This is a genomic window from Nocardia sp. NPDC052112 (genome assembly GCF_040680135.1).
GTDB lineage: Bacteria > Actinomycetota > Actinomycetes > Mycobacteriales > Mycobacteriaceae > Nocardia.
This window is the reverse complement of the sequence record NZ_JBFAWD010000002.1, coordinates 292,217-305,764: the sequence shown is the minus strand read 5'-3', so window position 1 is coordinate 305,764 and position 13,548 is coordinate 292,217. Positions and strand designations below refer to the sequence as shown.

Sequence of the window (13,548 nt, the reverse complement as noted above, 5' to 3'; positions counted from 1 at the left end):
CCGCTGTCAGGGTAACGGCGACGCGACCGGGAACTCGATGATCATGGGACGGGCCGGAATTCATCCCAGGTTTATGGAATATGGAGTTCCGGACCTGCGTAGCGGTGGCTTACGGGGCGAAGGCGGCGGATTCGAGGCGGCGGGCCAGTCGGGCCGCGGACAGAGTCATGGCGTCGGCGGGGCGATGTGGGTCGAGGCCGGTGAGTTCGTGGATGCGGGACAGGCGGTAGGTCACGGTGTTTCGGTGCACGTTGAGCTGGCGTGCCGTCGCCAATTGATTGAATCCGCTCTCGACGAACACCTCGAGGGTTTCCGCCAGCATCGGCTGGGTGTCGAGCGGCGCAAGCACCGACGCCAGTCCGGGCCGCGCGGCATCACTGACCGCCACCGTGTATTCGAACTGTAAATCCGTTCTGCGACAGAGTATTTCGCGACGCGTCAGACACCGCCCCAGTTCCGCCAGCACCCGCGCCTCGGCGAAGATCGCCGGGATTTCCGCCCGGTTCGCCGCCGCGCCGACACCGACCCAGTAGGGCGGCGCCTGATCGGGCTGATGTGTCGGTAGACGCGCAGTGAGACCGGCGCTCGCGGCCGTACCGTCGTCGCCGGGTCGCAGTGGGATCAATGCGGTCCACCCGCCCGCATCGAGCCGCAGGAAGACGCCCGCAATCGCCTCGACCCGGTGTCGTAGCGCCGATGCGTGCCCGCCACGGGTACCGCACAGGCGGAATACCGCGACGAGGAAGGCGTCCGCGACCGGAATGACCGGATCGTTGGCCCACTCCACCGAGTCGCGCCCGGTGAGCAGGGCGTCGGCGATGCCGCGGCGGCGTTCCAGCAGTTCCCAGCGTGGATCATGGGAGCGCTGGGTGGCCGCGCCGGCGATGCGCGTGATCACCAGCGTGATGTACTTCAACAGCACCGGCGAGGCGTCGAGGAGAAGTTCCTGCTCGGCCGAGCTGGCCGATTCGCGCAACCGCTCCCAGATGAAGACCGCGCCGAGCCGATATCGGTCCAGCACCTCCGGTAGCGGTGTGCCGTCGCGGAGCCGGTCCATCGCCAGCTCGACGAGCTCTCCGGTGTCTTCCTCGGAGGGTTCGGTGCCGCGGCGCAGATATTCGAAGAACAGGTCGACATTGAGTTTCGTGCCGCGCGCGAAATCTATCTCGACCAGTGACTGCGGTATCCGCGGATACGGCGGCAGGCTCCGGTAGAACCCGTCTACCAGCGATGCGGCTCTGCGGTGTAGATCTTCGACGACCCGGGTCCGCGTTGGCATCATTGAACATCTCCGTCCCGGACTACGAGTACGAGCTCTCGAGCGTATCGGTGTAGCGGGTGGCGATCGGGGTGCGCTCGAGTTTGCCCGTCGCCGTCAAGACATCGCTTCCCGGCTCCCATACCGCTGGTAGCACGATGTACTTCTTGATCTGCTCCACCCGGGAGAGTTTGCCATTGGCGGCGGCTACACCTTGCTCGATTGCGGCCAAGACCTCCGGATTCTTCGCCAATTCGGCGACGGTGCTCGGGGTGAGCCGGTTGTGCTGTGCGAAAGCCAGTGCCAAATCGGGATCGAGGCAGATCAGCGCGGTGTTGTCGGGCCGCTGTTCACCGATCACCACAACGGCGACGCCGCCATGGGTTCCACCTGATCTTGATCAGGCACAGCCAGGTGGATTCGGGTCCGCCGTCGATGTCGAGGTCGTATGGTGAGGTTCGGTGAGTAAGGCCTGGTGAGGCCCCGAGGCGGGGGCTGGTGTCGGGGTGGTCGCCTTGCCATCCGCGGATGAACGTGCGCTGTGAGAGCGAGGAGCGGGCCGTGTCGAACGAGCGAGTAGCCTTGACTGCCACCACCGACGGAATTGTGGAATACATCTGCGCCGAGGAAGTCGAATATGTCGATATTCGATTCTGTGATGTTCCTGGTGTGCAGCAACACTTTTCGATACCGGCCGTCGCATTCGGCGCGGATCTGGTCGACAACGGGATCGCGTTCGACGGCTCTTCGGTGCGCGGATTCCAGTCGATCCACGAATCGGACATGTTGCTGCTCCCGGATCTGCGCACCGCGCAACTGGACCCCTTCCGCGCCGCGAAGACGCTGAATTTGAACTGCTTCGTCCACGATCCGCATACGCTCGAGGCCTATAGTCGCGATCCGCGCAATGTCGCGCGGAAGGCCGAGGGGTATCTGAAGAGCACCGGCATCGCCGATACCGCCTATTTCGGGCCGGAGGCGGAGTTCTACATCTTCGACGCAGTGCGCTACGACACCAACATGAACGGTGCCTTCTACGAGGTGGACTCGTCCTCGGCCGACTGGAACACCGGTGCCGAATACAATCCGGACGGCACGATCAACCGCGGGTACAAGGTGCGCGCGAAGGGTGGCTATTTCCCGGTGGCGCCGTACGACGCCGACGTCGATGTGCGCGATCGGATGTGTACGAATCTGCAGAACGCCGGCTTCGAATTGGAAAAGGGCCACCACGAGGTCGGTACGGCCGGGCAGGCCGAGATCAACTACAAATTCAATACGCTGCTGGCCGCCGCCGATGATCTGCAGCTGTACAAGTACATCATCAAGAACACCGCGTGGGCCGAGGGCAAGACCGTCACCTTCATGCCCAAACCACTGTTCGGCGACAACGGTTCCGGTATGCATGTGCATCAATCCCTGTGGTCGGCAGGCACACCGCTGTTCTACGACGAGTCCGGATATGCGGGTTTGTCCGATCTGGCCCGGCACTATATCGGCGGACTGCTGCGGCACGCGTCGTCGTTGCTGGCTTTCACGAACCCGACCGTGAACTCGTACAAACGCCTGGTTCCCGGCTTCGAGGCCCCGGTCAATCTGGTCTACAGCCAGCGCAATCGCTCAGCGGCCGTGCGCATTCCGGTCACCGGCGCGAATCCGAAGGCCAAGCGCCTCGAATTCCGCTGTCCCGACTCCTCAGGCAATCCGTACCTGTCCTTCGCCGCCATGATGATGGCCGGTCTGGACGGCATCCGCCGCAAGATCGAACCCCCCGTTCCGATCGATAAGGATCTCTACGAGCTCACCCCGGAAGAGTCCGCCGAGGTCACCCAAACTCCGCCCAACCTCGACAGTGTGATCGACCGGTTGGAGGCCGATAACGCGTACCTGACCGAAGGCAATGTCTTCACCGACGATCTGATCGAAACCTGGATCCGGCTCAAGCGCGATACCGAGATCGCCGAAATCAATGTCCGTCCGCACCCCTACGAATTCGAGCTCTATTTCGACGTATAGATCAGTCGATGTGGAGTTCGCCGTTGATGGTGAGGAATGCGGTGGGGGTGAGGCCGAACATGGCGCGGAAGGTATCGCTGAAATGCGAAGGGGAGGCGAAGCCCGCGTCGACGGCGGCGCGGGTGAGGTCGTGGCCCGCGGCATATGCCCTGGCAACGCGCAGCATGCGGGCCCATTGCACGTAACGGCGGAAGCTGGTGCCGGTCTGTTCGGCGAAGGTTCGCAGGAAGTATGAAGTGGATAACCCTGCGGCACTGGCCTTTTCGGCGGCGCGCTGCTGCTGGGTAGGGTCCGCGCGGATGGCTGTGGCGACCGCGGCGATGCGGGGATCACGGATGGCGGGGACCGGGATGCTGGCGAGTTGCAGGAGACGGTCGATATCCGGCGCGGGGTCGGTGCACAGCTCGATCAGCTGTGCCTCGTGCCGGTGGTCGGCGCTGTATCCGTTGACGGTGCGCCGCATGCCGCCCAGGCAGCGGGCCAGATTGGTCGAGGTCGGGTCGAAGAAGCAGAAGAGCTTCGGCACTTCGGTGTCCAACACGTGGTGCGCGACGCGGGCGCGGAACAGGAAGCTGCGGGCGGTGATATCCGGAGCATCGGCGACCCGAACCCGGAACGGGCCGTCGAGTCCGACCCCGAGACTGGCGATGGCAGTGGAATGTGCACCGAGGGCCATCCCGGGTCCGATATAGATCGCATGCCCGAGCCGCAGCCAGAGCCGAGCGGAGTTGACCGCCGTTTCGGGAGCGCACGTTTCTGGAAGTGCCGACCGCGCCATATCCGCGACGATACAGAAAGTTGCAGGACAGACGGGAGATCAGGGATGAAGCTGGATGGGCAGGCGGAATGGACCTCGGAGCTGCGGGAGGTGACGGTCGACGGCGCGCGGCTGCGCTATGTCGATGTCGGGGAGGGGGATCCGCTGGTGCTACTGCACGGATGGCCGGAGAGCCACGACGCCTGGCGGCATCAGATCGGTCCGCTCGCGTCATCGCGGCGGGTCATCGCACCGGATTGGCTCGGGTGGGGTGCCTCCGACCGGGATATGACGCTGAGTTGCGACTACGACAGCGAGGTCGAGCGAATCGGCCGCATGTTGGATGCGATCGGCCTGGACAGCGTCGACCTGGCATGTCACGACTACGGCGGTTTCCTCGGATTGGGGTTTCTGCAGCGTCATCCGGAACGGGTGCGCCGCTTCGCGATTCTGAATTCGCGGGCCCAGGGCGTTTTCACGCCGCCGTACTACGCGCTGTTCGGCCTGCTGACGGTGCTGGCCCGGATCGCACCGCTGCGCCCGCTCGTCACCGCACGGGCCATCCGGTGGGTGCATCGGGTCGGTCTCGCACCGTACGTGCGCAACGGATCCTTCGACAGTGAACAACTGCGCCGGTATCTTGGCATGCTGGATACCGCGGCGGGCCGCCGCTGGAATGCCCACTTCTGGTCCGGCTATCGCGTCCGGATTCGTCCGGAACTGGTTGCCGGACTGGGCGACATCAGCTGTCCGACGACCGTGATCTGGGGAGACAGCGACCCGGCCATCCCATTGCGCACCGCTCAGGAACTCGCCGACGGCATCCGCTATGCCACGCTGGTCCGCATAGCGGGCGGCAACCACTTCATCATGGAAGAACGCCCCGACGAGGTCACCGAGGCGCTGCGCGCGTGGCTCCTGCGCCCAGCCGCTCAGCCGACGGCCAGCGGATAGGGCGGTGTGCCGATGCCGACAATGCGGAAGTTGCCCCAGGGGTCGCGCAACTGGAGGCGGCCTGCGGAGGGCCCGCCGCCGAGCCGGGTGCGGAGTAGTTCGGCACGTCGCGGATCGGGTAACTCGTGGCCGTCGCGCGGGGTGACGCGGCCGTACCAGTGGTAGCGGCCGTCGATCGGATCCGGATGCCCGCCGAGGGTGACCTCGACCGGAACCTCCAGCCCCGGGGCGTCGAGCAGTGCCGGACCCGAGTACTCGTGTGCCGGTTCACGATCCGCTGGCACGGTCGGGTCGTAGTGTCCGGGATCGGGTCTGCGCATGATGCTAATAGAATCCGTCATCGCATCAGCCAGCGCGCGCAGCGCCGGGTGAGGAACGGCATGACGACCCACACCATGGCCGCGACGACGATCGGCACGATGATCGCCAGCCGCAGCGGCGGTGCCAGCGGTTCGAGCAGCGGCGCCGAGATCGTCACCAGCACCGTCAGCAGTGGATAGATGCCGATGACGGTCAACAGCCACAGCTTCCATTTGACCGGACCCGCCGGTTGCGTGGCCGGCGTGTGGCCTCCGTCTGTCTGCTGCTGGGTCACCGTGCGGCCGCCTGGATCTCGTCGACCAATCGAACGGCCTCGGGCAGTTCGATGTGATCGTCCGGGAAGTTGCCCAGGTGGCTGCCGGTCGCGGTGAGCACGGCGGTGGCCGCCAGGCCGCGTACCAGCAGTCCGACGTGTTCCACCGGATCGGGCACATTGACCGGATCGTCGGCGGCCGCCAACACCCGGAATTCGCGCGCCGCCGCACGAATTCGTGCCCAGTCGAACGGATCGGCGAAGAATTCGGCCAATATGTCATAGCCGACCTCATGGGCGGCGGTGGAAACCAGCAGCACCCCGGCGAACTGTCCGGCTGCGGCGACATCATGCTGCTCGAGCATGCGCAGCACATTGACGCCGCCGATGCTGTGGCCGACCAGGACGGTCTCCCCGGCCGGACCTGCCGAGGCCGCCGCTGTGGCGAAGTCCTTGCGCCACGAATCCAGCTTGGGTGCGTCCGGATCGGGCAGGTTCGGGATTGTCACGGTATGGCCGAGCGCGGCCAGTTCCGCCGTGAAATAGGGGAACCACACGCTGTCGGCGCGGGCTCCGAGGCCGTGGTTCACCACGATCGCACTCACTATCGCTCATCTCCTGAATCGAAACGCTCCGTAGCGTTTCGAAAAACGATAGCAGACGAATACACTGACCGCCATGGCGACGGGAAGTGATGCGACACCGCGGTCCGGCGGTCGGATCCGCAGCGAATCCGCACGCGATGCGGTGCTGCGGGCGACCGCCGAACTGCTGGAGGAGCAGGGCTTCGGCAGGGTGACGATCGAGGGGGTCGCGGCGCGCTCGCGTGTCGCCAAGAGCACGATCTACCGCTGGTGGAAGTCGAAGGCGGTTCTGGTCATGGATGCCCAAGGCGTCGTGGTCACCCAGCGCATGCCGGATCCGGATACCGGCTCGGCGGAACAAGATCTGACCATCTTCCTCGAGGCGCTCTACCGTGTCGTCGAGTATCCGTTGCGGGTCAAGGCATTGCGCGGGTTGATGGCCGAGGCCCAGCTGGATCCGGAATTCGCCGGACCGTTCCGGGATTGGGTGCAGACCCGGCGAGATGTGGTGGCGCGCATAGTGACCCGCGGTGTAGCGCGTGGTGAACTGGCCGCCGACCTGGATATCGAGTACGCCGCCGATCTGATTTTCGGACCCTTCTGGTATCGCCTGCTCGTCGAACACACACCGCTGGAACCGGAGCAGGCGCCGGCCCATATCGCTCGACTGCTCACCGGATTCCGTGCGTCCCTCGACTGATCAGCTGTGGTGGAATTCGATTGCGAGGGCTAGCAATTCGGCCATGTGGTCGCCATCGGTGCGGGACCGTCGCATTGCCTCCTCGGGGGCGAACGCGCGCACCTCGAGAATATTCTCCGCGTCCTCGGGATTGGTCGGCGCGGATTCGAGCACCACATTCGCCGTGCACCAGAGCCACGCCTTGTGTGGGTGCGGCTGCCAAGGGTAGTGCGGTACGGGCCGATCGGTGGTCGTGTGATGGGCGCCGAACGGCCGCACCGGCCCGGCCGGGCGGGCACCGGCCTCTTCCATCAGTTCGCGGCGCACGCAGGCGTCGATCGTTTCGTCCGCCTCTCTGGTGCCGCCCGGCACGATCCAAATACCGCGATCGTCGCGGCACAGCACGATATCGGCTCCGACGAAGCAGATGACGTGGATATTGGTGACCAATTCGTCGGGTGGCAGCTCGGTGGAGAACAGTACGTCCAAACCGCCCCATTCCCAGCGGGTTGGCGTGTGCAGCAAGGGATATCGGTCGGCGAGCGTCACACCGACGACGCTAGTCCACCTACTCGGTCCCGGACTTGCCGATCTGGAAGTGGAGGTGATCGGTATGCGCCGCGCGGCCAGACGTGGCGGGTAGCGCGTGGTCGTCCGGATGGTCGGGATGCAGGATGAAACTCGGATCGCCGATACCGGAGATGGCAGTCGCGGGATCGGGACTGTCCGAGCAGTCCTGCCATTCGCCCGCCGCGAAATCGTAGACGCTGCGGAAGAAGTCGGCGACGAACAGATCACCGTCCGGATCGCCGAGTGGACTCGCATCGGGTTCGTCGAGTCGGTAGCGTACCCGGGATCCGGTGCCGCGCGGCCACGTTCCGCCCGGCGTCACCGCGGTCTCGACGGTGCCCCAATGCGCTGCCACGGTGATCCGCCGCGATACGTCGCCGACCGGCATGGTGACCCCGGCGAAATCCACGGCGCGGCCCTGGCTGTGGCAGTCGTCGGAATGCGTTCCGTCGCCGTCCGGCCCGAGTGTGAGCAACTCCGTGACACCGAAATTCGCAGCGAGGAATCGGCAGAATCGCACCAGCGCCAATGCATTTCGCGGATCGAGATGTTCGGGTGCGGCCGGGGTGCTGCCGCGGCGGATGACGACACCGGCCACACAGCCCGGTAGCGGCCGACCGGATTGTGGGTCGAAACCTGTCAATCCGACGGTGGTCGGAGCGGCGGGCCCGGTGAAGCGGATCAGGTCGTCGTTCGCGAGACGTTCGAGTTCGGCGAACGCGCGGTCCTTACTCATTGCTCGGGCTGGTTCCGACACTGTGCACCTCCTGTGCGACTGAAATCCATACGCCCGACGCGGTTCGGTGACGCCGCGTCAGCATCCGGCACCGGCGCGAAAAGAACACGAGTAGTCCGCTACTCGTGTTCTTCTCGGTCGCATTCGGCCGATTCGGTCGCGTTCGTCCCTGTTTCGGCCATTGAACTGCGGTGATATGTGGAGGTACTGCGTGACTCAGTGTTCGCGGGCCAGCGCGCGGTAGCTGAGATTCCATACCCACTCGACCGGACCGCGCTCGAACCGGCGCAACCACAGGTGTGCGACGGTCACGATAACCAGCGCGACAAGCAGGTAGATGCCAACTGTGAACGGCACCCTGGCGTCCAGGGAGACGCGCGCGGCAAGTCCGAAACCCCACCCGTAGCACAGCGTCGAAGCGACCAGATTCTGCAGGATGTAGCAGCTCAGGGCCATCCGCCCGACCTCGGTGAGCCGCCTGCCGACGAATCCGACCCGTGGACGGCGCAAGTAGAACTCCGCGACGAGCGCGAGCAGGCCGAGGGCGACGAACGGGGCGGTGCCGTACCTGGTCAGCAAGACCAGATCGCCGCCGAGCACACCGACCGCCAGATCGATCGGCGCGGCAACCGCGAATCCGATGATCATCAGTCGCCGCCGGATCCGCGCACCCTCGGGGCGGAACACCCCGGCCCAGAACAACCGCGCACCCGCGAGGAACAGCGCGATCGACATCGGGAAGACGAAAATCGGTTCGAAGCGGAACATGCCGGCATTCTCGAGTCGGAACAGCACCAGATCCCAGAATGACCCGTCCGCGTAGGGATTCGGAGCCAGCGGCGCGCGCGGCGTCGAATCCTGTTGGTTCGCAACGGCCATGGCGATGCCGATGAGTGTCAGCATCGCGGTATGGAATCCGGCCGAAATCGTCAGCCAACGACGTTGCGCGCGTTCACTTGTCGCGACAACAAAGGCGACGACCAAGCCGGTGACCGCATAGCCCATCAGCACATCGAATTCCGCGACGAACAGGAAGTTCAGCACACCATCGAGGAACAGCAGCCCGGCCCGCCACGGATAGCTGCCAGGCCACCGTCGCCCGGCTCGCAGCGCCGAGCCCTGCTGGATGGCCAGGCCGACGCCGAACATGATGGTGAGCAGTCCGAGGAACTTGCCCTGCGCGAGCTGCTGCAGGACGCGCTCCGACCACGTCCAGCCGGTCACCGGGCCGCCTAATTCGTCGATGTACCCGACGAGGCCCTCGGGATGGGTGAGGATCCAGATATTGGTGCCGAGCGTGCCGAGTATCGCGATGCCGCGTAGTACGTCGAGGGCGACCAACCGCGCGGGATGCTTCGGCTGCGTGACAGTGCTCGGTTCATCCCATCTGAATTCATCCGACTTTCGGTGGTGCCCCGGGATTTCGGCGATCGAATCGGTCATGTTCCGAATATCCCGGCTGCTTCGGCCGACCCGTATCCTCCGGAAGTACCACCGTCGGTATGACATCGAGGTCACCCGAAGATCGCCGATGCCGCCGGTCGCGACCGACGGCAGCCACGCGTCGCCTAGGCTCGACGGTATGCAGCGCATCATCGGTATCGAGGTCGAATACGGCATCTCCACACCCACCGAGCCGTCGGCCAACCCGATTCTCACCTCGACCCAAGCGGTTCTCGCCTATGCCGCCGCGGAGGGGGTGCCGCGCGCGAAGCGCACGCGCTGGGACTACGAGGTGGAATCGCCGCTGCGCGACGCCCGCGGGTTCGACCTGAGCCGGATGAACGGTCCGGCCCCCGTGATCGACGCCGACGAGGTCGGCGCGGCCAATATGATCCTGACCAACGGCGCCCGGCTCTATGTCGACCATGCTCATCCGGAGTACTCCGCGCCCGAGGTCACCGATCCGCTGGATGCGGTCATCTGGGACAAAGCCGGCGAACGGGTCATGGAGGCGGCGGCGCGGCACGCGTCGAGTGTGCCGGGCGCGCCGCGGCTACAGCTGTACAAGAACAATGTCGACGGTAAGGGTGCCTCGTACGGCACCCACGAGAACTACCTGATGAGCCGCGACACCCCGTTCAACCAGATCATCGTCGGGCTCACCCCGTTCTTCGTCTCGCGCCAGGTCATCTGCGGCTCCGGCCGGGTCGGCATCGGTCAGTCCGGTGATCACGCCGGATTCCAGCTGTCCCAGCGTGCCGACTACATCGAGGTCGAGGTCGGCCTGGAGACCACACTCAAGCGTGGCATCATCAATACCCGCGACGAACCGCACGCCGATGCGGACAAATACCGCCGCCTGCACGTCATCATCGGCGATGCCAACCTCGCGGAAATGTCCACCTACCTCAAGGTCGGCACCACCGCGCTGGTGCTGGACCTGATCGAGGCGGGTGAGGATCTGTCGGATCTGCAGCTGGCCCGTCCGGTTACCGCCGTCCACCAGATCAGCCATGACCCGACCCTGCGCGCCACGGTCGCGCTCACCGACGGTCGCGAACTCACCGGTCTGGCGCTGCAGCGCATCTACCTGGACCGGGTGGAGAAGTTCGTGGCCCGCAGCGGCAACGACGACGAGCGCGTCAAGCACATCCTGGAGAACTGGGCCAACGTGCTGGATCTGCTGGAGCGCGATCCGATGGAATGTGCCGACCTGCTCGACTGGCCCGCCAAGCTGCGGCTGCTCGAGGGGATGCGCAAGCGCGAGGGCCTGAGCTGGGCCGCTCCCAAACTGCACCTGATGGACCTGCAATACTCCGATGTCCGCCTGGACAAGGGGCTGTACAACCGTCTGGTCGCCCGTGGATCGATGAAACGCCTGGTCAACGAGCAGCAGGTGCTCGACGCGATGACCAAGCCGCCGACCGACACCCGCGCCTACTTCCGCGGCGAATGTCTGCGCCGATTCGGTGCCGATATCGCGGCGGCCAGCTGGGATTCTGTGATCTTCGATCTCGGCGGCGATTCACTGGTGCGCATTCCGACCCTGGAACCCCGCCGCGGTACCAGGGCCCACGTCGGCAAGCTGCTCGACGGCGTGAACACCGCCGCTGAGTTGGTCGAACAGCTCACCACTTAACCGGGTTGGGTGAATACGCCCAGAGAGCAACAATTGTCGCGAACGTGACCCCAACGGAGCGAGTCTCAGGAGCGGCCGTTCGGCGCCCGTCTCGCGTCCGAGCCGTCGAAGCGCATGCGCCGCAGGCCGGGTGTCGACGGCGCTGCTTGCGGACTGCTTGCAGGTCGCTCGAAAGGGTCGGACGCGAGACAGCAGGGGGTCGCGAACCCGCAGCTCCGCAGGCGCTGCAAACAAAAACAGCCGCGAACACGCCGCGCCCGCACGGCCGATAACCGAGCACGTTGTCAGGGCGGCTGGGTAGTGTTGATGTACGGGCACGGACATTGCTCATGATCAGGGTCGTGCTCAGAATGGAGCCCTGGTCATGATGAGGACAGAGGAGGTCGGCTGCCATGGCACAAGAGCAGACCAAGCGCGCCGGGGGCGGCGACGAGGACGAGGGCCCGGAGGGCGTTGACGCCGCCGGTCAGGAGCGCCGCGAAAAACTGGCGGAGGACACCGACGACCTGCTCGACGAGATCGATGATGTGCTCGAGGAGAACGCGGAAGACTTCGTTCGTGCGTATGTGCAGAAGGGCGGCCAGTGACAGCAGGTGACCCCTTGCGTCTCCACCCGGGGCACGCCCTCTCGTCATTCACCGAGCACCTGCGCATGCACGCACCGGAACTGTTGCCGGGCAACCGATTCGGCGCGATCGATGGTGCCACCGGAATTTCCGGTGGCACCGCCGCGAAGGAGCTGGCTCCGCATGGAACCACCATCGTGGCGGTTTCGTTCCGCGGGGGTGTGCTGATCGCCGGTGACCGGCGGGCCACCCAGGGAAACCTGTTGGCCAGCAGGGATATCGAGAAGGTGTACATCACCGACACCTATTCGGCGGCCGGTATCGCGGGCACCGCGGGCATGGCCATCGAGATGGTGCGATTGTTCGCCGTCGAGTTGGAGTATTACGAGAAGATCGAGGGCGTCTCGCTGACCTTCGACGGCAAGGCCAACAAGCTGTCGAAGATGGTGCGCGACAACCTCCCTGCCGCACTGCAGGGTCTGGCGGTGGTTCCGGTGCTGGTCGGTTACGACCAGCACGCCACCGATCCGGACAAGGCCGGTCGGATCGTGTCCTACGACGTGGTCGGCGGACGCAGTGAGGAGCGGTTCGGTTACACCGCGGTCGGTTCGGGTTCGATGTTCGCGAAGTCGTCGTTGAAAAAGCTGTACGCCAAGGGAATCGATGAGGACCGCGCATTGCGGATCGCCGTCGAATCACTCTTCGACGCGGCTGACGACGATACCGCCACCGGCGGACCGGATCTGGTGCGCGGCATCTACCCGACGGCGATCGTGATCAACGATGAGGGTGCCGACGAGGTGACCGAATCGCGGTTGGAGGAGATCACGCGGGCGATCGTCGCCGATCGCGAGGCCGCGGAAGAGGGGAGTGCCTCAGCATGACACTGCCGTATTACGCGTCGGCCGAACAGATCATGCGCGACAAGACCGAGCTCGCGCGCAAGGGCATCGCTCGCGGTCGCAGTGTGATCGTGCTGACCTACGACAAGGGTGTGCTGTTCGTCGCGGAGAATCCGTCCGCGACACTGCACAAGGTGAGCGAGCTGTACGACCGCGTCGGTTTCGCGGCCGTCGGCAAGTACAACGAATTCGAGGCGCTGCGCCGCGGCGGCATCCTGCAGGCCGATCTGAAGGGCTATCAGTACGACCGGCGCGATGTCACCGGTCGCGGTCTGGCCAATGCCTACGCGCAGACCCTCGGCACGATCTTCACCGATCAGCTCAAGCCCTATGAGGTGGAGATCTGCGTGGCCGAGGTCGGCTACCCGGAACAGTCATCGGAATCGGTGCTGTACCGGATCACCTTCGACGGCTCGATCGTGGACGAGCGTGAATACGTGGTGATGGGCGGTACGACCGAGCCGATCATGACCGCGTTGAAGACCTCCTACCAGCCGGGACTCGATTTGGCCGGTGCGGTCGGGGTAGCGGTGAAGGCCCTGCAGGCCGGGGTGCCCGAGGGTGCCGCGGATAAGGACAAGCGGGTGCTCGGGGTGGGTTCGCTCGAGGTCGCCACCCTGGAACAGGCGCGGCCGCGGCGGGCATTCCGCCGGGTCGCGGGTGCGACCCTGGACCAGCTGCTGACCGGCGGTAAGTCGGCGACCAAGGCCGAGGCGGCGGCCGCCGAGGCGGAGCCGAAGGATGCTCCGGAGTCGGAGTAGTCCGCCACGATCCGCGCGACTGCGAAGGCCCTCTCGATTTTCGGGAGGGCCTTCGTTTCGGCCGGTAGTTTTCCGCCGAACATTTCGCTCACGTGCGAAATCGTTGTGA

General features: G+C 65.2%; 16 protein-coding genes. 7 read left to right on the top strand and 9 right to left on the bottom strand.

What is annotated here, in order from left to right; genetic code table 11:
- Window positions 1-109 precede the first annotated feature (109 nt).
- Window positions 110-1,282: a helix-turn-helix domain-containing protein gene (locus AB0L58_RS04765; protein WP_364381098.1), complete on the bottom strand. Its 1,173-nt coding sequence runs from the start codon at window positions 1,280-1,282 to the stop codon at window positions 110-112.
- A gap of 19 nt (window positions 1,283-1,301) precedes the next feature.
- A complete protein-coding gene (locus tag AB0L58_RS04760; protein ID WP_364381095.1) occupies window positions 1,302-1,622 on the bottom strand; it encodes a hypothetical protein in 321 nt (106 codons plus the stop codon).
- 197 nt (window positions 1,623-1,819) lie between these two features.
- Here AB0L58_RS04760 and glnA point away from each other — a divergent pair, with 197 nt between their 5' ends.
- On the top strand, window positions 1,820-3,274 hold the full coding sequence (glnA, locus tag AB0L58_RS04755) for a type I glutamate--ammonia ligase (protein WP_364381092.1): 1,455 nt from the start codon (window positions 1,820-1,822) through the stop codon (window positions 3,272-3,274).
- A gap of 1 nt (window position 3,275) precedes the next feature.
- On the opposite strand, the gene AB0L58_RS04750 is transcribed toward glnA, so the two are convergent.
- Window positions 3,276-4,052, bottom strand: coding sequence for an AraC family transcriptional regulator (locus AB0L58_RS04750; protein WP_364381089.1), 777 nt, complete (start codon window positions 4,050-4,052; stop codon window positions 3,276-3,278).
- Between the two features lie 45 nt (window positions 4,053-4,097).
- On the opposite strand from AB0L58_RS04750, the gene AB0L58_RS04745 reads away from it, so the two are divergent.
- Window positions 4,098-4,985 carry an alpha/beta hydrolase gene (locus tag AB0L58_RS04745; protein WP_364381086.1) on the top strand — a complete coding sequence of 296 codons (888 nt, stop codon included), beginning with the start codon at window positions 4,098-4,100 and terminating at the stop codon, window positions 4,983-4,985.
- Here AB0L58_RS04745 and AB0L58_RS04740 read toward each other — a convergent pair.
- Genes AB0L58_RS04740 through AB0L58_RS04730 form a run of 3 tightly spaced genes read right to left on the bottom strand, consistent with a single transcriptional unit; the run spans window position 4,964 to window position 6,164 of the window.
- Window positions 4,964-5,305, bottom strand: a complete 342-nt coding sequence (locus AB0L58_RS04740) for a DUF4873 domain-containing protein (RefSeq protein WP_364381083.1) — start codon at window positions 5,303-5,305, stop codon at window positions 4,964-4,966. The two genes, AB0L58_RS04745 and AB0L58_RS04740, sit on opposite strands and share 22 nt — an antisense overlap.
- 17 nt (window positions 5,306-5,322) lie before the next feature.
- Complete coding sequence (locus tag AB0L58_RS04735) at window positions 5,323-5,580, bottom strand: hypothetical protein (protein ID WP_364381081.1); 258 nt, start codon at window positions 5,578-5,580, stop codon at window positions 5,323-5,325.
- On the bottom strand, window positions 5,577-6,164 hold the full coding sequence (locus AB0L58_RS04730; RefSeq protein ID WP_364381078.1) for an alpha/beta fold hydrolase: 588 nt from the start codon (window positions 6,162-6,164) through the stop codon (window positions 5,577-5,579). Before AB0L58_RS04730 ends, AB0L58_RS04735 begins: the two co-directional genes overlap by 4 nt.
- A gap of 73 nt (window positions 6,165-6,237) precedes the next feature.
- On the opposite strand from AB0L58_RS04730, the gene AB0L58_RS04725 reads away from it, so the two are divergent.
- Entirely contained in the window at window positions 6,238-6,843 is a 606-nt protein-coding gene (locus AB0L58_RS04725) for a TetR/AcrR family transcriptional regulator (protein WP_364381075.1), read from the top strand.
- Here the strand turns inward: AB0L58_RS04725 and AB0L58_RS04720 are convergent, their stop codons facing one another.
- The 3 genes from AB0L58_RS04720 to AB0L58_RS04710 all read right to left on the bottom strand — a co-directional run bounded on the left by AB0L58_RS04720 (window position 6,844) and on the right by AB0L58_RS04710 (window position 9,571).
- Window positions 6,844-7,371, bottom strand: a complete 528-nt coding sequence (locus tag AB0L58_RS04720) for an NUDIX domain-containing protein (RefSeq protein WP_364381072.1) — start codon at window positions 7,369-7,371, stop codon at window positions 6,844-6,846.
- A 19-nt stretch (window positions 7,372-7,390) separates the two neighbouring features.
- Complete coding sequence (locus AB0L58_RS04715) at window positions 7,391-8,149, bottom strand: hypothetical protein (protein WP_364381069.1); 759 nt, start codon at window positions 8,147-8,149, stop codon at window positions 7,391-7,393.
- Between the two features lie 195 nt (window positions 8,150-8,344).
- Window positions 8,345-9,571 (bottom strand): DUF418 domain-containing protein, encoded by a 1,227-nt coding sequence (locus tag AB0L58_RS04710; RefSeq protein WP_364381066.1) that lies wholly within the window; start codon window positions 9,569-9,571, stop codon window positions 8,345-8,347.
- Between the two features lie 139 nt (window positions 9,572-9,710).
- On the opposite strand from AB0L58_RS04710, the gene dop reads away from it, so the two are divergent.
- The 4 genes from dop to prcA all read left to right on the top strand — a co-directional run bounded on the left by dop (window position 9,711) and on the right by prcA (window position 13,439).
- Complete coding sequence (dop, locus tag AB0L58_RS04705; protein ID WP_364381063.1) at window positions 9,711-11,210, top strand: depupylase/deamidase Dop; 1,500 nt, start codon at window positions 9,711-9,713, stop codon at window positions 11,208-11,210.
- 392 nt (window positions 11,211-11,602) lie between these two features.
- Complete coding sequence (locus AB0L58_RS04700) at window positions 11,603-11,797, top strand: ubiquitin-like protein Pup (RefSeq protein WP_014351559.1); 195 nt, start codon at window positions 11,603-11,605, stop codon at window positions 11,795-11,797.
- Window positions 11,794-12,660 carry a proteasome subunit beta gene (gene prcB, locus AB0L58_RS04695; RefSeq protein ID WP_364381060.1) on the top strand — a complete coding sequence of 289 codons (867 nt, stop codon included), beginning with the start codon at window positions 11,794-11,796 and terminating at the stop codon, window positions 12,658-12,660. Before AB0L58_RS04700 ends, prcB begins: the two co-directional genes overlap by 4 nt.
- The gene (gene prcA / locus AB0L58_RS04690; RefSeq protein WP_364381057.1) at window positions 12,657-13,439 is read left to right on the top strand and encodes a proteasome subunit alpha; all 783 of its coding nucleotides are present in this window, start codon (window positions 12,657-12,659) and stop codon (window positions 13,437-13,439) included. Before prcB ends, prcA begins: the two co-directional genes overlap by 4 nt.
- The last annotated feature ends 109 nt before the right edge of the window (window positions 13,440-13,548 follow it).

Bases quoted from the DNA above. Each gene is read 5' to 3' on its own strand.
- AB0L58_RS04725 (WP_364381075.1), top strand. From the start codon at position 6,238: ATGGCGACGGGAAGTGATGCGACACCGCGGTCCGGCGGTCGGATCCGC.
- AB0L58_RS04710 (WP_364381066.1), bottom strand. From the start codon at position 9,571: ATGACCGATTCGATCGCCGAAATCCCGGGGCACCACCGAAAGTCGGAT.
- AB0L58_RS04750 (WP_364381089.1), bottom strand. From the start codon at position 4,052: ATGGCGCGGTCGGCACTTCCAGAAACGTGCGCTCCCGAAACGGCGGTC.
- dop (WP_364381063.1), top strand. From the start codon at position 9,711: ATGCAGCGCATCATCGGTATCGAGGTCGAATACGGCATCTCCACACCC.
- AB0L58_RS04700 (WP_014351559.1), top strand. From the start codon at position 11,603: ATGGCACAAGAGCAGACCAAGCGCGCCGGGGGCGGCGACGAGGACGAG.
- AB0L58_RS04740 (WP_364381083.1), bottom strand. From the start codon at position 5,305: ATGCGCAGACCCGATCCCGGACACTACGACCCGACCGTGCCAGCGGAT.
- AB0L58_RS04765 (WP_364381098.1), bottom strand. From the start codon at position 1,282: ATGATGCCAACGCGGACCCGGGTCGTCGAAGATCTACACCGCAGAGCC.
- prcA (WP_364381057.1), top strand. From the start codon at position 12,657: ATGACACTGCCGTATTACGCGTCGGCCGAACAGATCATGCGCGACAAG.
- AB0L58_RS04745 (WP_364381086.1), top strand. From the start codon at position 4,098: ATGAAGCTGGATGGGCAGGCGGAATGGACCTCGGAGCTGCGGGAGGTG.